This window comes from Stenotrophomonas sp. PI_27 (genome assembly GCF_027854495.1).
Taxonomy (GTDB): domain Bacteria; phylum Pseudomonadota; class Gammaproteobacteria; order Xanthomonadales; family Xanthomonadaceae; genus Stenotrophomonas; species Stenotrophomonas pavanii.
The window spans coordinates 140,720-166,134 of sequence record NZ_JAJNOF010000002.1; the positions used below are offsets into that span (position 1 = coordinate 140,720).

27 protein-coding genes are annotated in these 25,415 nt (G+C 68.2%); 5 read left to right on the forward strand and 22 right to left on the reverse strand.

Going from position 1 to position 25,415, the window contains the following annotated elements; genetic code table 11:
• Positions 1 to 22: 22 nt before the first annotated feature.
• Genes LRM18_RS02885 through LRM18_RS02895 form a run of 3 tightly spaced genes read right to left on the reverse strand, consistent with a single transcriptional unit; the run spans position 23 to position 1,981 of the window.
• Positions 23 to 757, reverse strand: coding sequence for a DNA-formamidopyrimidine glycosylase family protein (locus tag LRM18_RS02885; RefSeq protein WP_270950923.1), 735 nt, complete (start codon positions 755 to 757; stop codon positions 23 to 25).
• Complete coding sequence (locus LRM18_RS02890; RefSeq protein ID WP_270950925.1) at positions 750 to 1,517, reverse strand: DUF72 domain-containing protein; 768 nt, start codon at positions 1,515 to 1,517, stop codon at positions 750 to 752. The genes LRM18_RS02885 and LRM18_RS02890 overlap by 8 nt, the downstream gene beginning before the upstream one ends.
• Positions 1,514 to 1,981 (reverse strand): BLUF domain-containing protein, encoded by a 468-nt coding sequence (locus LRM18_RS02895; RefSeq protein WP_270950927.1) that lies wholly within the window; start codon positions 1,979 to 1,981, stop codon positions 1,514 to 1,516. Before LRM18_RS02895 ends, LRM18_RS02890 begins: the two co-directional genes overlap by 4 nt.
• 303 nt (positions 1,982 to 2,284) lie before the next feature.
• Between LRM18_RS02895 and LRM18_RS02900 the strand changes: the two genes are divergently transcribed.
• The gene (locus tag LRM18_RS02900) at positions 2,285 to 2,608 is read left to right on the forward strand and encodes a KGG domain-containing protein (RefSeq protein ID WP_270950929.1); all 324 of its coding nucleotides are present in this window, start codon (positions 2,285 to 2,287) and stop codon (positions 2,606 to 2,608) included.
• Positions 2,609 to 2,705: 97 nt separating this feature from the next.
• Here the strand turns inward: LRM18_RS02900 and LRM18_RS02905 are convergent, their stop codons facing one another.
• The 3 genes from LRM18_RS02905 to LRM18_RS02915 all read right to left on the reverse strand — a co-directional run bounded on the left by LRM18_RS02905 (position 2,706) and on the right by LRM18_RS02915 (position 4,676).
• A complete protein-coding gene (locus tag LRM18_RS02905) occupies positions 2,706 to 3,614 on the reverse strand; it encodes a manganese catalase family protein (RefSeq protein WP_049469390.1) in 909 nt (302 codons plus the stop codon).
• A gap of 36 nt (positions 3,615 to 3,650) precedes the next feature.
• Positions 3,651 to 4,172, reverse strand: coding sequence for a ferritin-like domain-containing protein (locus LRM18_RS02910; protein WP_057494792.1), 522 nt, complete (start codon positions 4,170 to 4,172; stop codon positions 3,651 to 3,653).
• 159 nt (positions 4,173 to 4,331) lie between these two features.
• Positions 4,332 to 4,676 (reverse strand): hypothetical protein, encoded by a 345-nt coding sequence (locus LRM18_RS02915; protein WP_270950934.1) that lies wholly within the window; start codon positions 4,674 to 4,676, stop codon positions 4,332 to 4,334.
• Between the two features lie 208 nt (positions 4,677 to 4,884).
• Here LRM18_RS02915 and LRM18_RS02920 point away from each other — a divergent pair, with 208 nt between their 5' ends.
• The gene (locus LRM18_RS02920) at positions 4,885 to 5,277 is read left to right on the forward strand and encodes a response regulator (RefSeq protein WP_074725144.1); all 393 of its coding nucleotides are present in this window, start codon (positions 4,885 to 4,887) and stop codon (positions 5,275 to 5,277) included.
• A 16-nt stretch (positions 5,278 to 5,293) separates the two neighbouring features.
• Here the strand turns inward: LRM18_RS02920 and LRM18_RS02925 are convergent, their stop codons facing one another.
• From LRM18_RS02925 to LRM18_RS02960, 8 genes are all read right to left on the reverse strand, one after another.
• Positions 5,294 to 5,692: a BLUF domain-containing protein gene (locus LRM18_RS02925; protein WP_270950938.1), complete on the reverse strand. Its 399-nt coding sequence runs from the start codon at positions 5,690 to 5,692 to the stop codon at positions 5,294 to 5,296.
• A gap of 136 nt (positions 5,693 to 5,828) precedes the next feature.
• On the reverse strand, positions 5,829 to 6,257 hold the full coding sequence (locus LRM18_RS02930; protein WP_270950940.1) for a BLUF domain-containing protein: 429 nt from the start codon (positions 6,255 to 6,257) through the stop codon (positions 5,829 to 5,831).
• An 83-nt stretch (positions 6,258 to 6,340) separates the two neighbouring features.
• Complete coding sequence (locus tag LRM18_RS02935) at positions 6,341 to 7,063, reverse strand: glycosyltransferase family 2 protein (RefSeq protein ID WP_270950942.1); 723 nt, start codon at positions 7,061 to 7,063, stop codon at positions 6,341 to 6,343.
• Positions 7,060 to 7,647 carry an SAM-dependent methyltransferase gene (locus tag LRM18_RS02940; protein ID WP_154330608.1) on the reverse strand — a complete coding sequence of 196 codons (588 nt, stop codon included), beginning with the start codon at positions 7,645 to 7,647 and terminating at the stop codon, positions 7,060 to 7,062. Before LRM18_RS02940 ends, LRM18_RS02935 begins: the two co-directional genes overlap by 4 nt.
• The gene (locus LRM18_RS02945) at positions 7,644 to 8,402 is read right to left on the reverse strand and encodes a PIG-L family deacetylase (protein ID WP_154330609.1); all 759 of its coding nucleotides are present in this window, start codon (positions 8,400 to 8,402) and stop codon (positions 7,644 to 7,646) included. Before LRM18_RS02945 ends, LRM18_RS02940 begins: the two co-directional genes overlap by 4 nt.
• Positions 8,390 to 9,331, reverse strand: a complete 942-nt coding sequence (locus LRM18_RS02950) for an acyl-CoA dehydrogenase (protein ID WP_270950945.1) — start codon at positions 9,329 to 9,331, stop codon at positions 8,390 to 8,392. Before LRM18_RS02950 ends, LRM18_RS02945 begins: the two co-directional genes overlap by 13 nt.
• A gap of 102 nt (positions 9,332 to 9,433) precedes the next feature.
• Positions 9,434 to 9,940 (reverse strand): hypothetical protein, encoded by a 507-nt coding sequence (locus LRM18_RS02955; protein WP_270950947.1) that lies wholly within the window; start codon positions 9,938 to 9,940, stop codon positions 9,434 to 9,436.
• A gap of 10 nt (positions 9,941 to 9,950) precedes the next feature.
• Positions 9,951 to 11,114 carry a zinc-dependent alcohol dehydrogenase gene (locus tag LRM18_RS02960; protein ID WP_057494799.1) on the reverse strand — a complete coding sequence of 388 codons (1,164 nt, stop codon included), beginning with the start codon at positions 11,112 to 11,114 and terminating at the stop codon, positions 9,951 to 9,953.
• Positions 11,115 to 11,262: 148 nt separating this feature from the next.
• Between LRM18_RS02960 and LRM18_RS02965 the strand changes: the two genes are divergently transcribed.
• The 3 genes from LRM18_RS02965 to LRM18_RS02975 all read left to right on the forward strand — a co-directional run bounded on the left by LRM18_RS02965 (position 11,263) and on the right by LRM18_RS02975 (position 12,746).
• Positions 11,263 to 11,451 carry a hypothetical protein gene (locus tag LRM18_RS02965; protein WP_270950950.1) on the forward strand — a complete coding sequence of 63 codons (189 nt, stop codon included), beginning with the start codon at positions 11,263 to 11,265 and terminating at the stop codon, positions 11,449 to 11,451.
• 101 nt (positions 11,452 to 11,552) lie between these two features.
• Positions 11,553 to 12,191: a DUF6766 family protein gene (locus LRM18_RS02970; RefSeq protein ID WP_270950952.1), complete on the forward strand. Its 639-nt coding sequence runs from the start codon at positions 11,553 to 11,555 to the stop codon at positions 12,189 to 12,191.
• 3 nt (positions 12,192 to 12,194) lie between these two features.
• Entirely contained in the window at positions 12,195 to 12,746 is a 552-nt protein-coding gene (locus tag LRM18_RS02975; protein WP_049467294.1) for a cysteine hydrolase, read from the forward strand.
• Between the two features lie 39 nt (positions 12,747 to 12,785).
• Here the strand turns inward: LRM18_RS02975 and LRM18_RS02980 are convergent, their stop codons facing one another.
• The 8 genes from LRM18_RS02980 to LRM18_RS03015 all read right to left on the reverse strand — a co-directional run bounded on the left by LRM18_RS02980 (position 12,786) and on the right by LRM18_RS03015 (position 25,323).
• The gene (locus LRM18_RS02980) at positions 12,786 to 13,211 is read right to left on the reverse strand and encodes a Rap1a/Tai family immunity protein (RefSeq protein WP_270950956.1); all 426 of its coding nucleotides are present in this window, start codon (positions 13,209 to 13,211) and stop codon (positions 12,786 to 12,788) included.
• Between the two features lie 81 nt (positions 13,212 to 13,292).
• Positions 13,293 to 14,138: an aldose epimerase gene (locus LRM18_RS02985; RefSeq protein WP_270950958.1), complete on the reverse strand. Its 846-nt coding sequence runs from the start codon at positions 14,136 to 14,138 to the stop codon at positions 13,293 to 13,295.
• Complete coding sequence (locus LRM18_RS02990; RefSeq protein WP_270950960.1) at positions 14,128 to 15,165, reverse strand: glycoside hydrolase family 43 protein; 1,038 nt, start codon at positions 15,163 to 15,165, stop codon at positions 14,128 to 14,130. The genes LRM18_RS02985 and LRM18_RS02990 overlap by 11 nt, the downstream gene beginning before the upstream one ends.
• A gap of 16 nt (positions 15,166 to 15,181) precedes the next feature.
• A complete protein-coding gene (locus LRM18_RS02995; protein ID WP_270950962.1) occupies positions 15,182 to 16,666 on the reverse strand; it encodes an MFS transporter in 1,485 nt (494 codons plus the stop codon).
• Between the two features lie 56 nt (positions 16,667 to 16,722).
• Positions 16,723 to 19,341: a glycoside hydrolase family 3 protein gene (locus LRM18_RS03000; protein WP_270951435.1), complete on the reverse strand. Its 2,619-nt coding sequence runs from the start codon at positions 19,339 to 19,341 to the stop codon at positions 16,723 to 16,725.
• Between the two features lie 74 nt (positions 19,342 to 19,415).
• Positions 19,416 to 21,110, reverse strand: coding sequence for a glycoside hydrolase family 43 protein (locus LRM18_RS03005; RefSeq protein WP_270951437.1), 1,695 nt, complete (start codon positions 21,108 to 21,110; stop codon positions 19,416 to 19,418).
• Between the two features lie 53 nt (positions 21,111 to 21,163).
• Positions 21,164 to 23,152: a sialate O-acetylesterase gene (locus LRM18_RS03010; RefSeq protein ID WP_270950964.1), complete on the reverse strand. Its 1,989-nt coding sequence runs from the start codon at positions 23,150 to 23,152 to the stop codon at positions 21,164 to 21,166.
• Complete coding sequence (locus LRM18_RS03015) at positions 23,149 to 25,323, reverse strand: alpha-glucuronidase family glycosyl hydrolase (RefSeq protein ID WP_270950965.1); 2,175 nt, start codon at positions 25,321 to 25,323, stop codon at positions 23,149 to 23,151. The genes LRM18_RS03010 and LRM18_RS03015 overlap by 4 nt, the downstream gene beginning before the upstream one ends.
• Positions 25,324 to 25,415: the final 92 nt, after the last annotated feature.

A 25,415-nucleotide genomic window follows, 5' to 3' on the forward strand; every position in this document is an offset into this window, starting at 1 on the left:
GCAGCCGCCACGGAAGGCGGCCTCAGGGTGGGTAGAGCACCTGGTCGTTTGGGCAGAAGAACGTGCGCCGCCGCGTTGTACCCATGTACAGCTTGCTGACCGGGCCACCACAGAGCGGGCACACCTTGCGCGTGTGCACCTGCCAGTGCTTCTTCAACTCGAAGCGCCGCTTCCACTCCAGGAAGTCGAAGCTGTAGGCACGGGCCTGGGTGATCAGGGCGGTGAGCCTGCGCGGTGGCAGGTCGCCCAGTCGCGTGGCCGGATGCACGCCGATCCGGAACAGCACCTCATTCTTGATGATGTTGCCGACGCCGGCGAAGATCGTCTGGTCCAGAAGCGCATCACAGACCAGGGTGTCCGGCAGTGCCTTCAGCTTGCGCCGGGCCAGTCTTGGATCCCAGGCGTCGTTCATCACGTCCGCCCGCCAGTCGTAGACGTCGTCCAACGGCTCGTCGATCAGCCGCACCGAACACGCATAGAAATTCAGTTCGCCGTTGTCGAATGCCAGCGATACCCGTGCAGGGGTCGGCTTCCGTTCGTCGATGCGCCAGCTGCCGAACATCATCAGATGGATGCGCAGCGTGACCTGGCTGAACTCCAGCAGGAAGTGCTTGCCCCAGCTGCGAACCGCCTTGACCCTGCGTCCCTGCAGCGGTGACAGGTCGATGCGGCTGTTGCCGGAGACGCCGCGCACGACGTGACCCTTGAAGTGGCTGGCGGCCTCGCGCAGCAGGACAATGGAGGGGCCCTCAGGCATTCGCGTTCTCCTGCAGCAGTGCCTGCAGGTGCAGGGCGTTGCCGGTGGCGTGGCCCAGCGCGGTGTTGTCCAGTACGCACCAGGCACAGCGCTGTGCGGCGGCTTCGCGCTGCAGGTGCTGGGCCAGCCCCGCCAGCGCCTGTTCGCTGTAGGCGCTGCGATAGATCTGCGGCTGCCCGTGCCAGCGCCAGTAGCTCCACGTGCGATCACCGCCCGGGACCGCTGCTGCGGGTACCCGGGCCGGGTCAGCCGCGACCCGTGCGATGCCATGGTCGCTCAGCAGCGCATCGACGTCCGCAGTGAACCAACTGGGATGGCGCGGTTCGCAGGCGACATCAACCGAGGTGCGTGCGCGCAGTCCGTGCAGGAATTCGGTCACGGTTGCCGGCTCATACGCCAGGCTGGGCGGCAGCTGGAGCAGCAGCGGCCCCAGCCTGTCCCCCAGCGCCATCACGCCATCGAGGAACAGCGCCAGCGGCTGCATCGTGTCGCGCAGCCGGCGTTCATGGCTGATCACGCGTGGCAGTTTTACCGCGAAGCGGAAACCCGCGGGCACGCTGGCCGCCCAACGGGCGTAGGTCGCCGCCTGGTGCGGGCGGTAGAACGAGGAATTGATCTCCACCATCGGCAGGCGGGTGGCATAGCGCTGCAGCACGCTGTCGCCTGCGCCGAACGCCGCCTGCGCCGCCCGCGACAGCGACCAGCCTGCGCAGCCGATGCGTACCTGTCCTGGCGTGCCCGGGGCGTCGGCTGCGCTCATCGTGCCACCGGTCCGTCCGGTTCCAGCAACCGGCCATCGCCGGCACCTGCCGGCGCCTGCGCCACCGATTGCAGTCGATCAAGCGCACTGGTGCCGGGCGCGAGCGTGGAGGCGCTGCGCACGAAGCCGGTCCAGTCGGAGATCGCGATCTTTCCCAACGCCAGCTCATCCACGCGCACGCTGTGCATGCGCCAGTGCGGGAACTGCCGCCGCCCCACCCTGCCCCGGTTGAGTTCGACCAGTCCGTTGTGGCTGCTGGCCGCCAGGATGCGGGTGTACGCCGCGCCGACACCGGCCTCCGGGCCTTCGAGGTATTGCAGGAAGCGCGTGCCGTCGAACAGGAGGACGCCGGTCACATCAACCGACTCGTTGAACAGCATCGCGTCCGTGACAAGCTGCTGCAGCCGCTCTGCAGTCAGGTTTCGGGTGGCTTCACTTACATAGGCAATGGCACGAAGAGGCATGACAGCACCGGGTTGTTGCAGATGGCTCTACCTTAGCGAGGCCGATCAAACGCGTGGTGACACTGGCGTGGAGGCGGCGTTGAACCTGGACGTGCCAACGCCGCGCTGCGTTGACACCCGGCAACAGCGCCACGGCCGGCATGCCGTGTCGCCTGCTGACGGATGTCCTTTCGTGGAGAACGCATGAGGAAGCACGCGCCTGTGCATGACACGACGTTGGCGGTGGTGCCACCGCCGTCTAGCGGCGGATCTGGAAGATGGTCGCTGCCGCCAATCGGGCGGCTCACTCCAAGGAGACTTTCCATGGCCAACCAGAACCAGAACCAGGGCAGCAGCAACCGCGGCTTCGCTTCGATGGACGAAGACAAGCAGCGCGAGATCGCCGCCAAGGGCGGCCGCGCCGCGCATGAATCGGGCAACACCCATGAATTCAGCTCTGAAGAAGCGCGCGAAGCCGGTCGCAAGGGCGGCGAAGCGGTGAGCCAGGATCGCCAGCACATGGCCGACATCGGCCGCGAAGGCGGCCAGAACAGCCATGGCGGCGGCAACCAGGGCGGCAACCAGGGGGGGCGGCAGCAACAGCAGGAACGTGGCGGCAACAACAACCGCGGTGGCCAGCAGCGTTGATCGAGACTGACCGGTTGCACCCCAAGTGGGCGGACAGCGTGTCCGCCCACTTTTTTTGCGATGCGCGGGGCGGACGCCCGCCCCGGCCTGTTCTGCGTCAAGGCTCCCGTGGCGGCAGGTCGAGCGCGCCGGCGCCCGGCCCGGCGCCCAGTTCGGCACCGGTTGTCGGCCGTGCTTCGGGATCGGAAAGCGTTCGCAGGGTCATGGCCTGCACCGCCGCCTGCTCGCGTGGGTCCAGGCCCACCGTGGCGCTGCCGTCACCGCCGTCCACAGCGGCCTGTGCCTCGCGGTCGCTGACCCGCTCCCATAGCTCGCCGCTGTTCCAGCTGCCCAGCAGGTCATCAGCGCCGTCGCCCTGCGACATGTCCATGTACAGGTCGGTAAAGGCGGGGTCACCCGGCTGCTTGCCCGGTGGGAAGTTGGGCTGGATGCTGTGCAATGCCTTTTCGAAGGACTTCTGGTGGGCGATTTCGCGCGTCATCAGGAAGCGCAGTGCGTCCTTGATGCCCGGATCATCGGTCACCGTGATCAGTCGTTCGTAGACCAGCTTGGCGCGGGCTTCGGCGGCGATGTTCGAGCGCAGGTCGGCGGTGGGCTCCCCGATCGAATCGACGTAGGCCGCCGTCCAGGGAACACCGCTCGAATTGACCAGTGCCGGGCCGCCCCCGTACAGCAGCTGCTCGGTATGGCTGGTGCTGTTCTGGCCCAGCAGGCGCATGTCCTCGGCTTCGGCAAGCCCTTCGGACTGGATGGCCTTCGGGCCGCGATTGAGCATGGCGATGATGGTACCGATGATCTCCAGGTGGCTGATCTCTTCGGTGGCAATGTCCATCAGCAGGTCCTTGCGTCCGGGATCGCATTCGCCCAGCCCCTGGGTGAAGTAGCGCATCGCGGCGGCCAGTTCACCTTGTGGGCCGCCGAACTGTTCCAGCATCAGGCTGGCAAGCTGCGGGTTGGATTCGCGCACGCGCACGGTGTACATCAGTTTCTTGTGGTGGAAGAACATGGGACTGTCTCCTGTGTCTGGCAGGCGGGATCGGGATCAACGCTTGGCTTGGGCGCCAGGCGTTTCGTCACGGTTGAGGAAGGCGCCGACCAGGCTGTCCTGGTGGTCTTCCAGCCAACGTGCCATGGCGATCTCTTCCTGCAGGATCTGGCCGCACACGGCCGCGATATCCGGCGCGGCGGCCCGCTCGGCCGCGATCACCAGCGCCCGGTAGGTGGCGATCTCGGTGTTTTCGAAGCCAAAGGAGATGCCGACGCTCTTGACGACTTCGTCTTCCATCAGGGTATTGCCGGCGGCGTGGATCGCTGCGGTCATGCTCGCGAACAGCCCCTTGGCGGTGGGCACGCTGCCGCCAAGTGCTTCAATGCACTCCCGCAGGGAAGCGGCCTGCTGCTGCGTCTCCTGCACGTGCTGGCCGATACGTGCGGCAAGATGGGGATAGTTCTGGATGCGCGAAGCCATGGCCTTCATCATGGTCTCCGCCTCCTGCTCCATGGCGTAGGCGTCCTGCAGCCATTTCAGCAGGCGCTCGCTGCGGACGGTGTTCTGGTCTGCCATCACGGTCTCCGGTAGTGGGGCGACATGCCTCCGGAGACCATGGTGGCGAGGCCGCAATCACTGCCTCGTCGGCCGGCGTGAGCCACCGGGCGTGCGCACTGCACCTGGCGCTGATGCCGTCATAACATCCGCTGGTGCGTGGCAACGCCTGCCGCGCACTCAGGCCGGCATCGCGCCGGACACAACAGCACTGCCGCCGTCGCGACGGGGGCTTGCCGTGGGTGCGCGCCCGCCTGCGGACGCCTTCAACGCCTGGATCACCCGATGCTGCGCACGGTGCGCGCCACCTTCCACGCCCACGACGTAGACAAAGCGCCCATCGAACTTGGCCTGGGCACCCTCCAGCACGTCATCCTCCTGCAGGGCGCGCTTCAGCGACTTCATCCATGCCCGTTCGGGGATGCGATCCAGCTCCACGACGATCGCAGCGCCGCCGCAATCCAGGGACATGCATTCCACGCGCAATGCGCAGGGGGCGGTGGCATCGGTTGCAGATCGGGGCATGGTGGTGGCTCCAGTGCTGGGGGACGGCGGCAGTATCCATGCCCGCCGCCAACGCGCTGTCAAAAAACGCGCGGCGCCTTCCACGCCGCATCGACGGCACCGGGCGACCTGCGCAAGGCGGCTTCGCACCGGGCTGACACGGCCCACGCGCGCCGTTGATGCACTACAGCACACACTGCAGTTCCCACGGCAACACAGGCATGCGCGCATGCAATCGGAAATGAACCAGCGCAGGTGCAACCTGCTGCTGGTTGAAGACCAGCTCGACCTTGCTGCACTGATGGAACAGGCGCTGGAAGACGGCGGCGGCCGGGTGACCCACGCCTACAGCGTGTTCGATGCGCTGGGGCTGCTTGATACGCAACAGTTCGATGGCGCGGTGCTGGATGTGGAGCTTCGCGATGGCGTGGTGTTCCCGGTTGCCGATCGGCTGGCGGAACTCGGCATCCCCTACCTGTTCGTGTCTGCGGTCTATGACCAGCTGGTACCGCTGCGCCACCGCCGCGCAACGTTCGTGGCCAAACCCTTCCACATCGACCGGTTGCAGGAAGCCGTCCAGCAGGTGGTGGGTGACGCCTGCGCGCCCCCGACCACGCATTGAGCGGCAAACGCCGCGGTCACGCCAGGTGTGGAGCTACCACCTGGCCCAGCTGACGCAGCGCCCCGCCACGGGAGAGCCCGCTCCAGTTGCCGCGGGCGACGCTGCGGATGTCGGCGGGGTCGGTCCAGAGCAGCCGCATCGACCAGTACGGAAAGAACCGGCCGGACACCCTGCCCCGGCCCAGCTCAAGCAGTTCGCAATGGCTGCGGGCACCGAGGATGCGGCTGTACACCACGTTGATGCTGTCTTCCGGTCCCTCGATGTACTGGAGGAAGCGGTGCCCATCGTAAAGAAGCACTCCCGTCACGCCTGCTTCAAGGTTGAAGCGGGCAGCGGCCCTGGTGAGGTCGTCCACATGGTCCATGGAAAGCCCCGGTATCGCCTCACTTGTGTAGGCGATTGCGCGGAGGGGCACGTTGATTCCTTCTGGCGCAGGAAATGCCCTGCGCTTGCAGGATGCCGGGCGCGCTGTAGGTGGGCATGAGGCGATTCACAACCCGGCTCGCTTCACCCTCTCCCCGGCCGCACGCCGCAGTAACACCTCGCTGGATTCAGGCGGCCTTCGCGTACGGTTCGACGATCAGCAGCAGCTTGTCCATCGCCGTCGCGTCGGACTGTTCCGATGCTGCGCGCTGGATGAAGCTGGTCCAGTCAGCGCCCGCGATCACGCGAAGCTGGTCCGCGGTAACGGAAAGGCAGCGCATTGGCCAGAACGGCAGCCGCCGCTGGCCGACGCGGCCACGCGCAAGTTCGATCAGGTGGGTGTGGCTGCTGGCACCGGTGACGCGGGAATAGGCCACATCCAGCCCGTCGGCAGGGCCCTCCATGTACTGCAGGAAGCGCTTCCCGTCGAACAGCAGCACGCCGGTCACGCCTGCCCCCCGATTAAAGCGGGCGGCATCCTCCATCAGGGTGTGCAGGCGCTCCGGCGTGAATCCGTCGACGGCCTCGCTGACATAGACGATCGCTCTGTTCGGCATGGCGGCACTCCTGCTCTCTCAGCCCTTCACTCTAGGGCCCGCGGCGTCGCGGGGCCGTAAAGGACAGGCGTGCAGGCCTCACGCTATCCCCAATTCAGCACCGTTTTGACCAGCTCTTCATGCGCGTGCAGGGTTCCGCGTGGCACGTCGGCACGCGCCCCCTCGATCCCGGACAGGTAGGTCGCGAACCCTCCGGTGGCCCGCCCCACCAGGCGGGCGCTGGTCATGACCACGGGCGCACCGGCCCAGCGGACGTCGGCGCCCAGGCACTGCAGCCGGCTGACCAGCGCGACATCTTCACCGCAGCGCAGGGGCGCAAAGCCCCCCGCGGCACGATAGGCGCGGGCAGAGACACCGAGGTTGGCGCCGTGGATGCGCCCGTGATCGTCGCCCCAAGGCTGCCCTTTCCGGAACGCGCGACGCAGGCGCTTGCCGTCCCGGGAAGTGCTCGCGATGTCCACCAGTCCGCAGAAGGCGTCGCAGCGGCCCTCCAGCTGGGCGACCAGCCATTCCGGAGGCACCTCGCTGTCGGCATCGGTACTGGCCAGCCAGCGCGCTCCCTGTTGCAGCAACTGGGCCGCAGCCGCTGCCCTGGCAACACCAACGCAGCGTGCCTGCAGCTGCACTGTATCGATCCGCTGCTGCCGGCAGATGGACGCGGTCGCATCGGAGCAATCGTCCAGTGCAACCACCACCTGCACCGCCTCGCCGCGCAGCCCGGGATGCAGCGCCGCCCTTCGGATCGATTGCAGGCAGCGCGCCATGCTGGCCGCCTCGTTGTGTGCCGGCACCAGGACACCGATCACCGCAGTCCCTCGTTGCGGGCCAGCGACAGCGCGCCGCGCGTCCAGCCCTGCAGAACGAAGTCCGCGTCACGATAGTGGAAGGCCTCCTGCAGCCCCTCGCCCAGGCACCGATGTACGACTTCGGTGCGGCTCGCGCGTCCGGGGAAGGACGGCAGCCAATGGCAGGCCACCAGCAGCCCGTCATCGCGCAGTGCCTGGCCGATGCCGGCGCGCAGCGCCTGCAGTGCGCCTGTGCCGAGGTAGTAGCCCATCTCCCCGCAGACGATCAGGTCGAAGCGACCCGGTGGCCATTGCTCGGGGTGGCTGGCGCAGTGGACCTGGACATGCGGCAGGTGGGCCAGGTTGCGGCGGGCGCGGAAGGCCGCACGCGGGCTGATGTCGGTGGCCAGCAGCCGCTCGCAGCGTCCCGCGAGGGCCTCGGTCAGCACCCCGTTGGAGCACCCCAGCTCCCAGCCCCGATGGAACTGGCGCTGGCTCAGGCTGGCCAGCAGCAGCGCTCGCTTGCGCTCCTCATACCATCGGGTGCGGTAGCCGAAGGGGTCCTCCTGCTCATGCAGTTCGTCGAAGTACGGTTGCGCGCTCATGCCAGGAAAACCTCGTGGTTCCGGAAGAATCGGGTCAATACATGGGCCGGCAGCACCGGCGGGCTGTGCAGCCTCGGCACTGCGCCGGTCTGGGTGCGGAAGTGGGCGATCGCGTTGCGCTTGGCGGCCACGACGTCGGTGATGTCGAGCAGTTCGGGCGCCTCCCAGGCCATGTGCGCACAGGCCGGGTCCAGCCAGTGCCAGCCCCACACCGGATACTCCAGGCGCCGGCAGCCCACCGTACGCGCGGCCCGGCAGGCAGCACGGCCTGCCGCTTCGTGGTCGGGGTGCCCATCGAAGCGCCAGGGTGCCAGTACCAGGTCGCGCGGCTGCAGGTACTGTTGCAGCCAGTCCTCCAGGCCCTGTTCGTGCGCACTGACCGCGCCGTCGGCAATGCCAAGGTGGAACGCGGAGCCGGCCTGGATGCCGAGCTCGCCCAGCGCTGAGGCAAGCTCGGCGCGCCGTGCCGAGCGCAGGCGCTCCGGCGTCCACCAGCGCTCGTGTGGATAGCACGCCTCGCCATCGGTTACCGCGACGACGCGGACCTGCATACCCTGGCCCGCGGCGTGGCCAAGCAGGCCGCCGCAGCCAAGGATCTCGTCGTCGGGATGAGGTGCGACCACCACCACCCGCTCATGGCCGGCCAGCAGTGTGGCCGCCGAAGTGGCCGGATGCTGCCACAGCCACTGGCAGCGCAACCAGGCCTGCTCCTGTGTGCCGGTCCCCTGCAGGGGCGTGCTGGCTACAGCGCCCATGTTGCCTCCTCGGTGGCGCGCTGCTCACCCAGCCATTCCCAGTCGCGGTCGGCATGGCTCTGCCGCATGAATACCGTCAGGTCGGCCCAGCGACGGGCATGCGCCTGCTCCAGGCACATCGGCGCCGGCCCCAGCGCCCGACCTGCCAGATCGAGCACGCGCGTCGCCGCGCGCTCGACCACGCAGCGCACGCGCACCACGTCCTCCCGATGCGCTGATCCCGGCTCCGCATCGATGCGCGCCGCCAGTTCGCGCAGCAGCGCCGTGGCCGGGCCCAGGACCAGGTCCACTTCGCCCAGCAACCGCGCGCGGTGGCCCCTGCTGCAGGCCGGCCGCATGCGCTCGGCCAGGGCGACGGCCGCACCAAGCCAGACCGCGGCGATGCCCGCGCCGCCGTGCCAGAAACCGGGGCGCTGCAGATAGTCGTCGCGCGTGCCGACAAGCGCCATCTGCGCACCGTCGAACCGCACCGTGGTGGACGGAATGCCGGCCATGCCGACGGCCGGCCACGGCTCGCCCTCCAGCGTGTTCCACTGACCGGCCGACACCTGGCACAGCCATACGCCCTGCGCATTGCGGACCGTTACCAGCGCCGCGTCCACCCAGGGGCTTCCGGAGCACCACGGCTTGTCGCCGCGCAGTCTGCCCTCGCTGTCAATGCGGAGCGTGTTGGCGGGTCCCTCGGCCGCCCATACCGCCAGCAGCTTGCCTTCTGCTGCGGAAGGCGCCTTCAGTTCGGCGAGGATCGCCTGCGCGTCATGGTGCGCTTCCAGCACTTTGGCCAGGCAGAGGTCCTCTGCCCCCCAGGCGGCCAGCGCCTGCCAGCGCTGCAGCGTGCGGCCGCTTCCCGGCAACGGCAGTTCGGGCTGCTGGACCAGCACCTGGCGGGCGCGGTTGGCCAGCGGTGTAGGCGATGACACATCCTGCATGAAGGGATCTGCAGTGGGGACAGGCGATGACCGTAGGCGGCAGGCGGTCACATCACTGTCTTGGAGGTGTGGCCGGCGCATGAATACTCTGCGCGACGATCCTCACGCACCCGCCTGCCGACGGTCTCGCCGTGCGCGGATGCAGCGCAGCAACTCCCATAGCCACGGCAGGACCACCAGGCCCAGCGCCGGCACTACGAGCAGCGCCGCCACGTCGGGCGCCGCAGGTTGCGCACGGAATGCCCACTGCGGCTGCGCGTGCCAGCCGACCCAGACCAGCAGAATCCACGGCGCGGCATCCAGCACGCTGTGCACATGCTGCTCGGCCGGGCTGATCCGCCGCCGCCGGTCAGCGCTGGCCGTATCCAGGTAGCCGGCGATTGCGTGGGCCAGGACCAGCACGGCCAGCAGGGCGGCAAGTGACCAGGTGTTGGCCAGCAGCAGCCAGGCCAGTACGCCACTGCCGATCAGCACGAGCTGGACCCCGTGCAGCACGCTCTCGCGCAGCCCCGAGGTATGTGGCAGGTCGGTGCGCCGGTGGAAATGGAAGTCCAGCGCACCGGCCGCCAGCCACAGTGCGTAGACGCCGGCCATGATGGTCGCACTCATCGCCCCGGTCTCAGGGCGTCAACACGATCTTGCGGCAGTCGTCATCCTTGGCGTCGAACAGGGCATACCCCTGCGCTGCATCGGCAAGGCGCATCCGGTGCGAAATAATGTCACCCGGGTCGAGCTTTCCTTCCATGATCGCGTCAAGCAGCTCGGGCATCAGGCCCTGCACATGGGTCTGCCCCATCTTGAACGTGAGCCCCTTGTCGAACGCATCACCCAGCAGGAACCCGTGGATGAAACCGGCATAGACCCCCGGAATGCTGACCACGCCGCCGCGACGTGCTGCCGCGATGCACTGCCGGATCGCAACGCCGCTGCTCCCTTCCAGCTTCACGGCGGTCAATGCTGACTCCAGCGCACTGCCCTCGGCCTCGAAGCCTACCGCCTCGATGCAGGCATCCACGCCCCGTCCGCTGGTCTGGGTAAGGATGTAGTCGGCCGGATCCTCGATCTCCCTGAAGTCGATCGGCGTCACCCCGTAGGCACGCCGCGCGTAGTCCAGGCGGTAATGCAGGTGATCGACCATGAAGATGGTCTCGGCGCCCAGCAGGCGGCAGCAGGCGGCACTCATCAACCCGACCGGCCCTGCGCCGAAGATCGCCACGGTCGAGCCTGCCTTGACGCCCGCGTTCAGTGCAGCCTGGTAGCCGGTGGGCAGGATGTCGGACAGGAACAGTACCTGCTCGTCGGCCACGCCGTCCGGAATGCGCAGCGGGCCCACATTGGCCTTCGGTACGCGGACGAATTCCGCCTGGCCGCCGGCCACGCCCCCGTACAGGTGGCTGTAACCGAACAGTGCCGCCGGGGGCAGTATGCCCTTCTGGTTCAGCGCCGCGCCCTTGCCCGGATTGGTGGTTTCGCACGCAGCATACTCGGCCAGCCGACAGTGGAAGCACTCACCACAGGCGATCACGAACGGGATCACCACCCGATCGCCCGGCTTCACCTGGGTCACGCCGCTGCCGACCTCTTCCACGACGCCCATGAATTCGTGGCCGAGGACATCGCCGTCGTGCAGATCGGGAATCTTGCCCCGGTAGAGGTGCAGGTCCGACCCACAGATCGCGGTGGCGGTCACCCGCAGGATCAGGTCGTCTTCGGCGGCCAGTACCGGGTCGGGCACAGTCTCGACGCGCACATCCTTGCGGCCGTGGTAGGTCAATGCCTGCATCGCGCTGCTCCAGGAGGTCGGGCGTCCAGCATCGCAATGCCCTCATCCCGTGGCAGTGACATCCGGGTGTGCACGGTGTTCATTGCGCAGCGTCGTCGCGTTAACCCGGCCTGCGGCAGGCTTCAGGTTCCCGCCGCAGGAGCTGCACATGAACGACAAACTGCCTTTCAATCCAACCACAGACGTGGACGATCAGTCGAAGGCGCACACGCCGGACAAGCGGCGCAATGACCACGCCAGGTGGAAGGACCACGACATGCCTGACGATGGCGATGGCCCCAAGGCCGTGCCGGAAGACTACGAGCGGCCCCATCCCGATCCCACCGGGCGGCGTTGAGTCCGTCTCACGCGCTGGATGCGCAGGATTCACGGATGCTTGTCCGCGACCCGAGCACGCTCCATGACATGCCTTCCGGAGTGACCTGAACGAGGTGCTGCATGTGGAAACGCAATGGTCTGTCGCTGGTACTGCTTGCGCTCACTGCAGTGTTCATCATCGGGCAGGCGATAGCGGGGCACCACGTGCACAACCAGGAGCTGGTCGAGCACGGCCGCGCGCCGCTCGATCTCTGGCACTACCTGGCCACGGGTCATTTCGTCAGCGCCACGTTCGAGAACTGGGAAAGCGAATTCCTGCAGATGGGGATGTACGTGCTGCTCACGGTCAGCCTGCGCCAGCGGGGCTCGGCCGAGTCGCGGCCGTTCGATCCGGCGCAGGAACACAGCCGCGTCGCGCCAGGTCCTACGCCATGGCCGGTCAGGCGCGGTGGCGTGTGGAAGGTTCTCTACGGCCACTCGCTGGCCATTGCATTCGGGCTGCTGTTCCTGCTCAGCTTTACGCTGCATGCACTGGGGAGCTGGCGGGCCGAACAAGCCGAACAGCAGTTGCAGGGGCTGCCCGGGCCCGGCTTCCTCGAACACCTGGCCAGCAGCACGTTCTGGTTCGAATCCATGCAGAACTGGCAGAGTGAGTTCCTGGCCGTGTTGTCCCTGGTGGTGCTGACGATCTTCCTGCGCCAGAAGGATTCACCGCAGTCCAAGGCGGTCGAGGCGCCGCATGCGCAGACCGGAGATTGAGCCATGCAGAAGCACCCAGCGACCGCGTTGCTGATCATCGACATGTTCAGTCGTTTTGATTTTCCCGGGGCAGCGCAGCTGGTCCCCAGCGCGGAGGCGGCGGCCAGCCAGATCCGGCGCCTGCGCGATCGCTTCGACGCACGGCAGTGGCCGGTGATCTATGCCAACGACAACTTTTCGGAGTGGAAGCAGGATTTCCGCCAGCAGGTGGCGCAGTGCGTGCAGGATGGCGGCCCGGCCGCCCGGATTGCCACGATGCTGTCTCCCACTGCCGACCACTATTTCGTGCTCAAGCCCAAGCACTCTGCCTTCCTGGCCAGCCCCTTGCCGATCCTGCTGGCCAAACTGGGCGTGCGCCGCCTCTGGCTCAGCGGGATGACGGCGGACTCCTGTGTCCTGGCCACTGCCTTGGATGCCAACGCCAGGGAATTCGAGGTGCGGGTGGCGCCAGAGGCCGTTGCCGGGCTGCCTGCCGCGAAACGGCGTGCCATGGCCCTGCTCGCCAATTCCGGTGCGGCGCAGGTGGAGCGCTTCAGGATGCCTGCGCGCGGCTGACAGCTGCGCCGGACACGGCCGGCCGGACGCTGCACCGGCTCACTTCCCTGCCGGGCCGCACGGGAAGGCCTGCTCCAGCGCTTCCACCACCAGCACCGACGCTTCCTCATGCAGCCGGCGCTGCGGCAGCTGCCGGAGGTGCGTGGCAACGCGATCCACCAGTTCGTGCGGCAGGATCTGGCCCTGTCCACACCAGTGCCCACGACTGGCATCGGCGACACCCTGGATATACGCGCTGGCGCGGGCGCTGGACTGGGAGCGGCACTGCTCGCCGGCGCAGAATCCGTCCGCCGCGTTTCCCTGCAACAGCGACACCAGCTCGCTTCCAGTGACGAACCACGTACGTGCCTGCGGGGCCGCGGCCGCCGATGCGCTGCCTGCCCACAGGCAGGCAAGACCCAGTGCCCACATCGGGAAGAGGCGACGCGGCGGCGCGGTGGAGCGCCCGCTGTTGGCAGGATTCATGGTGGCCGGTCTGCTGCTGGAGGTCACAGAAGTATGTACCAGACCCTGCAGGACCCCGCCATATCCGTCCGTGCGCCCGGCTCAAGCGCCGTCGACCGACCACGCCAGTTCGAACGTCAACGCCAGCCGCTGCCCCGGCTCCAGCCGATGCGGCGCCAGGGTGAAGCCATCCGGCGGGCCACTCTGCGGCTCGACACAGGTTGCGTGTGACGCGCCGTCGTAGACCACCCAATGGTCGTGGTCCGACCGCAGTCGCAGTCGTTGGCCACCACGCAGCAGCGTGATGTCACTGTCGGCGATGAAACAATCGTCCCAGGGACCGGGAACAGGATCGACTGCGGGCAGCGTGGCGATGCCCTCCCCGTCCCGCGGGTACATCGCGCGGGGCGAGAACAGCAGCCGCTCTGGCTTGAGAAGCCAGGGGTGCCAGCCCAGCACCGCCGGCATCGCGCGCTCGCCTGCCTGGACCGAAAGACGCAGCTGCAGGCGGTGAGGCTGCAGAGCGACCTCCTGCGTTGCAACGCCGCCAAAGGGCCAGTACCTGTCGCACGGCAGCGCCAGCGACAGCGTGGCCGTGGCCGCCTCCATGCGCTCGACCTGCCAGGGCCGCGTGAAGCCCACGCCATGGATGGCATGCCCGCCGAAATTGAGCGGCAGCGCGTGCGGCGCGCCATCGAAGCGGAACTTTCCCCGGCGGATGCGCCCGGCCCACGGCACCATCGGGTAGCAGCCCCACGCGATTGCGGCCGGACCCGCCTGCTGCGCATCCACCAGCCACTCCATGCCGCGGTAGCGCAGGTGCGCCACGCGCCCGCCTGCCCCTGTCGCCAGCGCGACCTCCAGGTCGCCACACCTCAGCCAGTGCAGCTCACCGGCCGGCAGCGCGGCGAGCGCATCGTCCACCGCCGGCACGCGCTCACGCACCATAGGGATCGATCGTGCGGATGCTGCCGTCCGGCTCCATGTGCAGCGGCGTGCACTTGGCCGAGCGCAGGTGGGTGACGCCGCCCGACAGCAGTGCATCGTGATAGAACAGGTACCACTGCCCTTCGAACTGGCAGATGGAGTGGTGCGTGGTCCAGCCCACGACCGGCGTGAGGATCACGCCGCCATAGGTGAACGGCCCGTAGGGGCTGTCGCCCACCGCATAGCACAGCAGGTGCGTGTTACCGGTGGAATACGAGAGGTAGTACCGGCCCTGGTACTTGTGCAGCCAGGGCCCCTCGAAGAAGCGTCGCGCGTGATCATCCGCGCGCAGTGGCTGGCCATGCTCATCCAGGATCTGTACCTCGCGCGTGGCTTCGGCCAGCTCGGTCATGCCCGCGTCCAGCCGGCCCACGCGCGGGCCCAGGGCCGGTGCGCTGCCCTCGGGCTCCTGGTGGGCGTCGTCGTACTGGTTGTCACGATACTTCTGCAGCTGCCCGCCCCAGATGCCGCCGAAGTACAGGTAGTGGCTGCCGTCGTCGTCTTCGAACACGGCGGGGTCGATCGAGTAGGCCCCCTTCATCGGCTCTGCGAGGGCAACGAACGGTCCCTCGGGACGCTCACCGATGGCCACGCCGATGCGGAAGCGACCGCTGGCATCCTTGGCCGGGAAGTAGAGGTAGTAGCGGCCGTCGCGACAGGCGGCATCAGGCGCCCACATCTGCTTGCGGGCCCAGGCCACGTCGCGTACGTGCAGCGCGCAGCCGCAATCGACGGCGGCGCTGTCGGGCGTATCCATCCGCAGCACATGGTAATCCTGCATGCCGAAATGGCCGCCCTCATCGTCGAACGGCTGCCCGCCGTCGATGTCATGCGAGGGATAGATGTACACGCGCCCCTCGAACACATGTGCCGAGGGATCGGCAGTGTAGATGTGGGTCACCAGCGGTTGCGAAATGGCATGCGTGGCGAGCTGCGCCAGACGGGCTTCACGGGCCCGGCCGTCTTCACCGGCAGAGAGGTCGATCATGGTCGTCATCTTGGAGTTAAGCGGAGGCGTCGGCGGAGCGGCGACGCAGCAGGAGATCCTGTTCGATGCGGGTTTCGGCACGCTTGTCGATCTCGTAGGCGAACAGCAGCGCCACCGCGAGCAGGAAGGGAATGGCGCAGTAGACGCTGACGGTCAGCCGTATGCCTTCCACCACCGCCTCGGGCTGCTGTGCCAGGCCCGCCTGGTAGCCGTAGTGGGCAAGAATGGCGGCCACCAGTGCACCGCCCACGCTGAGGCCGATCTTCAGGCCGCACAGCATCGCCGAGAAGATGATCGCAGTGGCGCGGCGGTGGTTCTTCCACTCGGAGTAATCCGCTACGTCCGCGATCATCGCCCACAGCAGCGGGATGGTGATGCCGTAGCAGAAGCCATGCAGCATGAAGGCGCCGAAGGCCACGGCGACCGCAGTGGGCGGGAAGAAGTAGAAGGCGAGCAGGAACAACGTCGAGACGAACAGCGCGCCGCCAAAGACATCGCGCTTTCCGAAGCGGTCGGCGAGCCGTCGCGACAGGCCGATGCCCAGGATCATGCAGAGGATGCCGCAGGCATTGAACAGGCTGAAAGCCGAGGTGGCGGCATCCGTGGGCCAGGTGAATGCCGCAAAGCCGGCACGGGCCAGGCCGGCGTTCAAGCCGCCGATCAGCCCATTGAATCCCGAATCCTGCAGGAATGCGGCCAGTGCCGCTTCACTCATGTAGTACTGGAAGTAATAGATGTAGCTGCCGCCTTTCAGCGCCAGGTTGATGAACACCAGCACGGTCAGCGCGAGCATCACCTGCCACGGCCGGTTGTGCAGCAGGTCGGACAGGTCCTGCAGTACGCCGCCACTCTGCTCGCGGGTCGGCACGATGCGTTCACGGGTGGTGGCGAAGGTGATCAGGAAGAACAACGTGCCGATGATGGCGAACGCGGTCATCACCTGTTCGAAGCCGCGCACCCGGTCGCCGTCCCCCAGGATCAGCACCAGTGGCATCAACAGCACCTGGATGATGAACTGCGCGATCATCACGGCCACGAACCGGTAGGCCGAGAGGCTATTGCGCTGGGCCATGCTGCCGGTCAGTACACCGCTCAACGCGGAGTACGGCAGGTTGTTCGCAGCGTAGACGCAGACCAGCAGCGCGTAGGTGGTCAGCGCGTAGACCACCTTTCCACGTTCGCCCAGGTCCGGTGTACTGAACGCCAGCAGTGACAGCACGCCGAACGGAATGGCCGTCCACAGGATCCACGGGCGGAAGCGCCCCCAGCGCGTGGACGTGCGGTCGGCCGCGATGCCGATCAACGGGGTGAACACGAATGCGCCAAGCAGGCCGACCACGAAGATGATCGTTGCCGCCGTAGCAGCCGGCAGGCGATAGACGTCGGTGTAGAAGAACGCCAGATAGGTGATCAGGGTCTGGAAGATCAGGTTGGCCGCGAGATCGCCCAGGCTGTAGCCGAGCTTTTCGGGTACCGATAGCGCGTGTTCAGTGCTTGCCATGCAGCGGACGTCCTGGAAAAGGGATCTGAACGGATGGGAGAGGCCGGCGGTGACGATCAGTCATGCGTGGGCACCACCGTGAACCTGCCCTGCGCACGCACATCCGCACTGGACGCCCCGACCCTGACCTCGTAGGCACCCGGCCGCACCACGTACGCGGCGCGGGCGTCGTCATAGTGGCGCAGCGCCTGCGGCGCCTCCAGGGTGAATGCCACCGTGCGGCTTTCGCCCGGAGCCAGGTGGACACGCTGGAAGCCGCGCAGCTCCTGCAGGGTGTCGGCCGTGCTGCCGCGCTCGCGTCGTACATACAGCTGCACCACCTCGTCACCGGCGCGGCTGCCGGCGTTCGCCACGTCCACCTGCACGCGCAGGTGGCCGTCGGCGCGGATCGCATCCGCATCCAGGCGGAGGTCTCCGTACTCGAACCGCGTGTACGACAGCCCGTGGCCGAACGGATACAGCGGGGTACCGCGGAAGTAGCGGTAGGTGCGGCCCTCCATGGCGTAGTCGTCGAACGCCGGCATCACTTCGCCGGCCTTGTAGAAGGTGACCGGCAAGCGACCCGCCGGATTGATGTCGCCGAACAGCGCCTGGCCGACGGCAGTGCCGCCGCGCTGGCCCGGGTACCAGCTCATCAGGATCGCCGGCAGGTGTGCCTGCGCCCAGTCCACGGCGATGGCCGAACCGCCGGTGAGCACCATCACCACCGGCTTGCCGGTGCCGTGCAGGGCCTCCAGCAGGGTGCGCTGGGGCGCAGGCAGCCGCAGATCGGTGCGGTCACCGCCGGCAAAGCCGGGATAGTTGACGGTCATCTCCTCGCCTTCGACATCGCCGGTAAGGCCACCGACGAACACCACCACGTCGGCATCGCGTGCGGCATCGAGCGCTTCATCGAACGGCGCCTTGGCGCCGGGCATCCGCCAGCCCAGGCGCACGCCGGCATCGCGCTGGTCGTCGTAGTACTCCAGCTTCAGCTCATAGGCCCGCCCGGCCTGCAGGTCGAGTTCAATGCCCTCGGCATGCAGCCGGTCACTGTTTACCCAGTGATCGATCACGCGCTTGCCGTCCAGATACAGCCGGTAGCCATCGTCGCCGGCCACCTCCAGACGATAGCGGCCGGACACCGGCGGCAGCAGCTGGCCGCTCCAGCGGATGCTGAAGCGGTCGTTCGGGATCCCCTGCCCCGGTGCCGCTTCGCCGCGCGCCAGCAGGTTGTCGGTCGGCGAGCCGCGGTCCCAACGGAAGCCGATCTGCGCGTCGGTACGCACCAGGGCCGGAGTGCCGGACAGGTCTGGCGTGCGGAAGTACTCGCCGCGCAGGCCACGCTCGGGCGAGTCCGCCGATGGCCGCAGGAAGGTTGGCTCGATCAGCGGCGTGGCACCGGGATCGTCGCGCCCTTCCACCAGGTCCACGCCGCGGGCATAGCGCACCTCGACGCCCTTGGCCGCCTCGCGTATGCCCTGCAGGATCGTGACCGGCGCCGCCGGTGTGCCGAAGTAGTTGCCGAGCAGTGCCATGGTGTCGTCGGCGGTGGGTCCGACCACGGCAATGCGCTTGAGGTCGCGCGAGAGCGGCAGGATGCCGTCGTTCTTCAGCAGCACCAGCGACGCCTGCGCGGCCTTGAGAGCCAGCGCATCATGGGCCGGGGCCTGGTTCACCGACGCCGGAATGCGCGCCCAGCGCACCCGCTCCGGCGGATCGAACATGCCCAGTCGCATCCGTGCGGTGAACAGGCGCGTCACCGCATCGTCGATCTCCGCTTCGCTGGTCAGCCCCTGGCGCACTGCGGCAGGCAGCGTGGCGTACTCCTGGCCACATTCCAGCTCGGTGCCGTTCCTGACCGCCAGCGCCGCGGCGGCTTCGCGCGTGGCGACGATACGGTGGTGCTTCCAGATGTCGACGATGGCCCAGCAGTCCGAGACCACATAGCCCTTGAAGCCCCAGTCGCGCCGCAGCACATCACGCAGCAGGAAGCGGCTGGCGCTGGCGGACTCGCCGTACACGCGGTTGTAGGCGCCCATGACCGCATCCACATCGCCTTCCTTGACCAGCGCTTCGAACGCCGGCAGGTAGGTGTCGTAGAGGTCACGACGGCTAGGGCGCGCGTCGAAGTGATGGCGGTCGGCTTCCGGGCCGCTGTGCACCGCCAGATGCTTGGCGGTGGCGTCCAGCTTGCGGTAGACCGGGTCGTCGCCCTGCAGGCCGCGCACGAAGGCCACGCCCATGCGGGCGGTGAGATAGGGATCCTCGCCATAGGTTTCCTGTCCACGACCCCAGCGCGGGTCGCGGAAGATGTTGACGTTCGGCGACCAGAAGGTCAGCCCCTGGTAACGCCCGTGTGCGCCTTCGCGGAGGAACTGGTGGTGCTTCGCGCGGGCCTCCTCGCTGATGGTCGTGGCCACCTGCCCCATCAACGGCACGTCGAAGGTCGCGGCCAGGCCGATTGCCTGCGGAAAGACCGTGGCCTGCCCTGCCCGTGCCACGCCGTGCAGTCCCTCGTTCCACCAGTCGTAGGCGGGTACCCCCAGGCGTTCGATCGCCGGCGCAGCGTTCTGCATCTGCGCGGCCTTCTCTTCCAGCGTCATCTGCGCGACGAGTGCGGCGGCCCGTTGCTCGAAGCTGGCCGAAGGATCCAGCCAGGGCTGCGGCGATGCCGCCGACGCGACGGTCGCCATGCATGCCAGGACGACCAGGAGCGGCAGGCCGTGCAACCTGCTGCGACGGGCGGCGATGGACAGTGACGGCAACTTCATTTGCTCCTCCCGGTGCGCTCATCGCGCGCAAAGGGACCCAGCAGTGCGCCTACGAAGCCGCCTGCCCGGTCCGTACTCAGAACGGTGCCATCCACCTTGCCTGCGAGCAGCTGCCAGCCCTGCCCGTCGCCAGTGTCGAACGAGAACGTGTAGTCACCCTCGTTGCCGGCAATCCTCAGCAGCAACGCCTCCGGTGCCCGCACTTCGCGGGTGGCCAGTGTGCGCGTACTGCCACCGCCGTCACGGACTTCCAGGAACAGCGCAAGCCGCTCGTCCGGCAGGCTGCGAACGCCCAGGAAATACCAGTACGCCTCGCTCTGGAACGCGGCCAGGCCGGCCGCCACGCCAGGCCCGGGGCGGCTCATCGCGGTGCTCGCCTCGAACTGCAGGTGCTGCTGGCGTCGGCCAAGGAACGCCGGATTGCGCAGCGTGTCCAGGTCCTCGGCAAGCGGATGCACGGCCAGCATTCCCGGACGCGTGACCAGGTCGGCCCAGGCATGCTTGGGCACCCGCACGCGCAGCCACTGCCGATCAAGCGTCGGGCCATCAAAGTTGTCGCGCTCGACGAAGTTGCCGGTCGAGGGAGCCTGGGATGCCTCGCCCTGCATCCACGACGGCGCCTTGACCACGTAGGGGATGGCCTGGTCGGTCGGCAGGATCCGTGGCCAGCCGTCCTGCCAGCGCACCGGCAGCAGATAGGTCTCGCGCCCGGTGTTGTAGTGGCGCTTCTGATAGTTGCGGCTGGCCAGGAACACCGCCCACCACGAACCATCCGGGCCTTCGACCAGGTCGGCATGGCCGGCATTGGTGATCGGCAGCGGTCGGTCGTCGGGCAGCTCGCGCTGGGTCAGGATCGGATTGCCCGCGTAGGGGACATACGGGCCCCACACGGTGCGGCTGCGCAGCACCACCTGCGAGTGCTGCGGCCCGGTGCCGCCTTCGGCGTCGGACAGGTAATACCAGCCCTGGCGCTTGTAGATGTGGGGGCCTTCGATCCAGATCGGGTTCTTCGCTGGCTCCACGCCCGCGTCGACCAGCACCCGTCGCGGCCCCACCGGCTGGAAGGCGGCCAGATCGATCTGCTGCATCCAGATCGCGCGGTGGCCGTCATAGCGGGGTGTGCCGGGCGGTGCGTCGTTGTTGATCAGGTACACCTTGCCGTCGTCATCGAAGAACAGTGATGGATCGATGCCGTCGATGCCGGGCAGCCAGTGCGGGTCCGACCACGGCCCGGCCGGGTCGCGCGCGGTGGCAATGAAGTTGCCGCCACTGTCGGTGGCCGTGGTGACCACGTAGAAGACCCCATCGCGGTACTCGATGGTGGGGGCGAAGATGCCGCGGGAGACGCTCAACCCGTCGAAGTCCAGCTGCGTCGGCCGCTCGATCACATTGCCGATCTGCTTCCAGTGCACCAGGTCGGCACTCTCGAATACCGGAATGCCCGGGAAGTACGTGAAGCTGGAATTGACCAGGTAGAACCGGCCGTTCGCGCTCACGATGCTGGGATCGGCATGGAAGCCGGCCAGCACTGGATTGCGGTAGTGGCCGGCCGGCAGCGGCGTGTCGAACGCCGCGTCGTGGCCGCGGTATTCAAACCAGTCGAAGTACACCGGCGGTGCGTCCGGCGGCGCGCTGGCCGGGCTGGTTGCGGCCGACAGCAGGAGTACCGCCGCCAGCAGGGGGCGCACCAGTGACCTCAGGCCGGCCCTGTCGCGGGCCGGAGGGGACTGCTTGGACAACGTCATCATCGTCGCGTCTCGGCTTCGGCAATGGGAAGTTCAAAGGGGCCTGCCGGCGCCCCGCTGCGATCGCGCAGCGTGCACACCGGGCCATCGGCCCAGCAGTAGCGGACATGCGTTGCACGCCTCGACAGCGGGCCGCGCAGCAGCACCCGGTGACCCTCCAGTGCAGCGTCGCCGTACTCGCAGTGGCGGGTATCGCGCTCCGACCCGCAGAGTTCAAAGCCGATCGGACCCACCGCGCCGGTCGCGGTGAGTGCGCCGTCGACGTCCTCGAACGCAATGGCCACGCCCGCGGGCGTCCGCACCGCGGTGACCGCCCGCGGACCTGAAGGGGCCACGTCCTGCTCGCCGTATACGACGTGGCGCGCCACGCGCGCGAGGCGGCGCCCGAGCTCCTGCTTGTTCGGTGGATGGATGTCGTAGGCATCGCCGATGTCGATGGCGATGGCGAGCCCGCTCTGCGCATCTTCGGCCGCGACCCGCCGCTGCGCCTCGCGCACCTGTGCCCAGCCGCTGTCGGCCGGCGCAACCGGTGGCTGGCCATAACCGGCCAGCTGCACCAGCAACAGGGGCAGGCGTGCGCCGAACTTCCGCCGCCAGTCGTCGCGCAGCGCACGCAGGCGCAGCGCATACGTCGCGCCCTCGCCGGTGTTCGATTCCCCTTGATACCAGAGCATGCCGCGCAGCCCGACGCCGCCGAGCGGCGCGATCATCCCGTTGTACAGCGTCGACAGCCCGGTGGCGGCCTGCCAGGGGGCAAATGGCGGCGCCTGTCGGCCCGGCGCCACCCGGTACTTCCACGGCGCCTGCAGTACCACCCGCTCACCGTTGTCGAGCCGCAGGCCGTGTGCCGTCGCGGGGCCCGCCAGGCCACCTTCGCCGTAGGTGTCGAGCACGTTGACCGCAACGCTGTTCAAGCCTGCCTTCAACAGGCCGCGGGGCAACGGGTAGCGCCTCTCGCCGGCGCCGTACTGGCTGCCCACGGCAACGCCGTTCACCCAGGTCACGTCCGCCTCGTCGGCCGATCCCAGCTCCAGGGTCGCGCCGCGTGCAGCTTGTCCAGCGCTCAGCACCACCTGCGTTCGATACCAGACCATGCCGTTGTAGTCGGCAAGCGCGGGCACGTTCCACCGCTCCCACGCCCCCAACGCCGCCGGTGCGCGCGACCATCCGCGGTCATCGGTGTCCGCGCGCCAAGGTGCGTCGCCGGGCAGCGCGCCCTCACGCGTGGCCCACCAGTGCTGCCAGTAGCGGCCCCAGGCTGCGCGTGCCGCCAGCGGATCACGCGCGGAGCGCGCGAGGATATCGAGGGACTCGTCCATGCCGCCCTGCCCTCGAAGTGCATCGACACGGGTCCAGGCCTCGATCCGCGAGCCGCCCCACGCCGCCTGGATCAGCCCCATCGGCACGTCGACCGTGCGCTGCAGCTCGCGGGCGAAGTAGAAGCAGGCCGCCGAGAAGTCGCGGACCGCATCGGGCGTTGCCGGCGCCCATGCGACACGACCGTTGAAATGCGCCTGTGCCTGCACGGCCGCGGCGTGCGGCACAGTGAACAGCCGGATGCGTGGGATCGTGGCCGCGGCGATCTCGCTGGCTGCGTTGAGCGAGCGCCACACCGGAAGTTCCATGTTCGACTGGCCCGCGCACAACCAGACGTCGCCGACCAGCACATCGCGCACTGACTCACGCCGGGGCCCGGCGGCGGCCTCCAGGGTGTATGGCCCGCCTGCGCCGGTGGCAGGCAGCGTCGCCTGCCACCGGCCCGTGGCGTCGGCGTGGGTGGTCACCGCCTGGCCGGCGAAGGTCACCGACACCACCTCCCCGGCCCGGGCCTGGCCCCAGACGGCGATCGGCTGGTCACGCTGCAGGACCGCGTGGTCCTGGAACAGCGGGTGCAGCAACCCTGCCGTTTCAGCGGCCGCGACCGGCACGGCAGGCCACGCCAGCACCATCAACGCCGCCGCACGCGCGGCCCATCCGATCCGGCTCATCGCCCATCCCCGGGTGCGAAAGGAAACTGCAACGCCTGGTAGTACGCCAACGGATGCGGCGGTGGCCGTTCGCCGGCTGGCAGCGGCCGTCCGCTGAGTGACTGGAAGTACGCCACGCTGGCATCACGCCACCATTGCGCTTCGTCGCGCTGGATCTGCAGGAACGCAGCAACGTGCCGGTGCCGCTGCGGATCGATCCGGTCGCGCAGGCCTGCCCAGGTCGCCTGCATCGACTGCACCTGGCGCACGCCGCGCGAATAGCGCCCGACCAGTTCGTCCCAGAGCGTCCTGCCCGAGCGCATGCGGTGATCCCACGGCACATGATGGAACCACAGCAGCAGCGACTCGGGCACCCGCGCCGGGTCGCCATAGACCTCGGCCACCTGCGGCGCATACTGGCCCACCGCGTTGCTTCCGCGGGCGCTGCGGTCGAAACCAATGCCGTCGCGGCCTGCGCGGTGGTAGTACACCGACGTCCAGTCCGCGCGCGGGCCCCCGTCCACCCAGGGGCCAGGGCCGTAGTGATGGCCGCGCGCCATCAGGTGATGCAGGCCCAGCGGCGTCATGTAATCCACCGCCGCCTCGCGCGAGTCCATCATCATCCGCACGATCGGGCCGGTCACCTGCGGGTCGGGCGAGAAGGTCAGCGCGGCCCAGTCCTCGGCGATGCCGCGCGCGGACTGCCGTGGATCCCAGGCCAGTCGCCCGAACGCATACCAGTTGGCCTGGTCGAAATGCGAGCCGCTCCAGGTGCGGTCCACGCCGATGTTGGCGACGCCGGCGATGCCGGTCAGCGCATGCCCCTCCAGCGAGCCATCAACCACGCGGGCGACCGTGGAGCCTTCGCCGCGGGCATGGGTGTCGGCCTGCAGCACTTCCTGGTAGAGCGTTCCCAGATACACCAGGTGTGTCGCGAAGCCCAGGTACTCCTTGGTGATCTGCAGTTCCAGCATCAGCGGCGTGCGTGGCATGGCGCCGAACAGCGGATGGAACGGCTCGCGCGGCTGGAAGTCGATGGGGCCGTTCTTCACCTGCACGATCACGTTGGGGCGGAAGGCACCGTCGAGCCCGACGAATTCGCTGTACGCCTGCTTGGCGCGATCGTCGGGCACTTCGTGCGAGTACACGAAGGCCCGCCACATCACCACGCCGTTGTACGGCGCCAGTGCGTCGGCCAGCAGGTTGGCACCGTCGGCGTGGGAACGACCGTAGTCCTGCGGGCCGGGTTGCCCCTCCGAGTTTGCCTTGACCAGGAAGCCGCCGAAATCCGGAATGAGCGCATGGATCTCATCGACCTTGTCGCGCCACCAGCGCTGTACACCCGGGTCGAACGGATCGGCGGTCGCCAGCCCGCCCAACTCGATGGGCGCACTGAAACGCGCGCTCAGGTACACCCGGATGCCGTAGGGACGGAACAGGTCGGCCAACGCGGCCGCCTTGGCCAGATAGGCCGGCGACAGGCTGAGGGCGCTGGCATTGACGTTGTTCAGGACGGTGCCGTTGATGCCGAGCGAGGCGTTGGCCCGCGCGTAATCGGTGTAGCGCGGATCCTGCCAGTGCGGCAGGGTCTGCCAGTCCCACAGCGAGCTGCCCGCATAGCCGCGCTCGACGTAGCGATCCAGGTTGTCCCAATGGTCGAGCACACGCAGGGCGACCCGTGGCGACTCACGCACCTCCAGCCCCAGCAGCGACGTGCCACGCTGCAGCAGGCGCAGCAGATGGAACGTGCCATACAACACGCCGACGTCCCCGCGCGCCGCCACCAGCAGCACATCGCGTCCGTCGATCCGGACCCGCCGGATCAGGAACCCGTCGTCGCCCAGCGTGGCGATCTCCTTGCCAAACCCGGCGACCAGGGCCGAGGACTGCGGCGTACCCAGCACCAGGGCATGGCCGGCGCTGATCGCCGTCCGCATCGGCGGGGTCGATCCCAGCAAGCCTGGCAGGCTGCGCGCCAGCTCATCGCGGGTGGCACGCTGGACCGGCGTGCGGTCCGGCGCAACCACCTCCGACAGTTGCAGCCGGTACTCGGCGGCGACCGCCGGGGCAACCGGCACGTAACGCATCCACAATGCGTAGCCGTCCTCCGCGTGCACGCCGCCGGCGCACGCCAGCAGCGCCAGGAGGGCGCACAGCCGCTTGCCGACAGCGCGGAACAACGGCGTTAACATGCGCCTTTGTAGACTACGGCCGGGCCCGCGACGGTTCATCATCGTCCCGCGCACCGGCGCGGCAGCGCCACCAAGACCAAAGGGATCGTGCA

Bases quoted from the DNA above. Each gene is read 5' to 3' on its own strand.
- LRM18_RS02885 (WP_270950923.1), bottom strand. From the start codon at position 757: ATGCCTGAGGGCCCCTCCATTGTCCTGCTGCGCGAGGCCGCCAGCCAC.
- LRM18_RS02890 (WP_270950925.1), bottom strand. From the start codon at position 1,517: ATGAGCGCAGCCGACGCCCCGGGCACGCCAGGACAGGTACGCATCGGC.
- LRM18_RS02895 (WP_270950927.1), bottom strand. From the start codon at position 1,981: ATGCCTCTTCGTGCCATTGCCTATGTAAGTGAAGCCACCCGAAACCTG.
- LRM18_RS02900 (WP_270950929.1), top strand. From the start codon at position 2,285: ATGGCCAACCAGAACCAGAACCAGGGCAGCAGCAACCGCGGCTTCGCT.
- LRM18_RS02905 (WP_049469390.1), bottom strand. From the start codon at position 3,614: ATGTTCTTCCACCACAAGAAACTGATGTACACCGTGCGCGTGCGCGAA.
- LRM18_RS02910 (WP_057494792.1), bottom strand. From the start codon at position 4,172: ATGGCAGACCAGAACACCGTCCGCAGCGAGCGCCTGCTGAAATGGCTG.
- LRM18_RS02915 (WP_270950934.1), bottom strand. From the start codon at position 4,676: ATGCCCCGATCTGCAACCGATGCCACCGCCCCCTGCGCATTGCGCGTG.
- LRM18_RS02920 (WP_074725144.1), top strand. From the start codon at position 4,885: ATGCAATCGGAAATGAACCAGCGCAGGTGCAACCTGCTGCTGGTTGAA.
- LRM18_RS02930 (WP_270950940.1), bottom strand. From the start codon at position 6,257: ATGCCGAACAGAGCGATCGTCTATGTCAGCGAGGCCGTCGACGGATTC.
- LRM18_RS02940 (WP_154330608.1), bottom strand. From the start codon at position 7,647: ATGAGCGCGCAACCGTACTTCGACGAACTGCATGAGCAGGAGGACCCC.
- LRM18_RS02945 (WP_154330609.1), bottom strand. From the start codon at position 8,402: ATGGGCGCTGTAGCCAGCACGCCCCTGCAGGGGACCGGCACACAGGAG.
- LRM18_RS02950 (WP_270950945.1), bottom strand. From the start codon at position 9,331: ATGCAGGATGTGTCATCGCCTACACCGCTGGCCAACCGCGCCCGCCAG.
- LRM18_RS02955 (WP_270950947.1), bottom strand. From the start codon at position 9,940: ATGAGTGCGACCATCATGGCCGGCGTCTACGCACTGTGGCTGGCGGCC.
- LRM18_RS02960 (WP_057494799.1), bottom strand. From the start codon at position 11,114: ATGCAGGCATTGACCTACCACGGCCGCAAGGATGTGCGCGTCGAGACT.
- LRM18_RS02965 (WP_270950950.1), top strand. From the start codon at position 11,263: ATGAACGACAAACTGCCTTTCAATCCAACCACAGACGTGGACGATCAG.
- LRM18_RS02970 (WP_270950952.1), top strand. From the start codon at position 11,553: ATGTGGAAACGCAATGGTCTGTCGCTGGTACTGCTTGCGCTCACTGCA.
- LRM18_RS02975 (WP_049467294.1), top strand. From the start codon at position 12,195: ATGCAGAAGCACCCAGCGACCGCGTTGCTGATCATCGACATGTTCAGT.
- LRM18_RS02980 (WP_270950956.1), bottom strand. From the start codon at position 13,211: ATGAATCCTGCCAACAGCGGGCGCTCCACCGCGCCGCCGCGTCGCCTC.
- LRM18_RS02985 (WP_270950958.1), bottom strand. From the start codon at position 14,138: ATGGTGCGTGAGCGCGTGCCGGCGGTGGACGATGCGCTCGCCGCGCTG.
- LRM18_RS02990 (WP_270950960.1), bottom strand. From the start codon at position 15,165: ATGATCGACCTCTCTGCCGGTGAAGACGGCCGGGCCCGTGAAGCCCGT.
- LRM18_RS02995 (WP_270950962.1), bottom strand. From the start codon at position 16,666: ATGGCAAGCACTGAACACGCGCTATCGGTACCCGAAAAGCTCGGCTAC.
- LRM18_RS03000 (WP_270951435.1), bottom strand. From the start codon at position 19,341: ATGGCGACCGTCGCGTCGGCGGCATCGCCGCAGCCCTGGCTGGATCCT.
- LRM18_RS03010 (WP_270950964.1), bottom strand. From the start codon at position 23,152: ATGAGCCGGATCGGATGGGCCGCGCGTGCGGCGGCGTTGATGGTGCTG.
- LRM18_RS03015 (WP_270950965.1), bottom strand. From the start codon at position 25,323: ATGTTAACGCCGTTGTTCCGCGCTGTCGGCAAGCGGCTGTGCGCCCTC.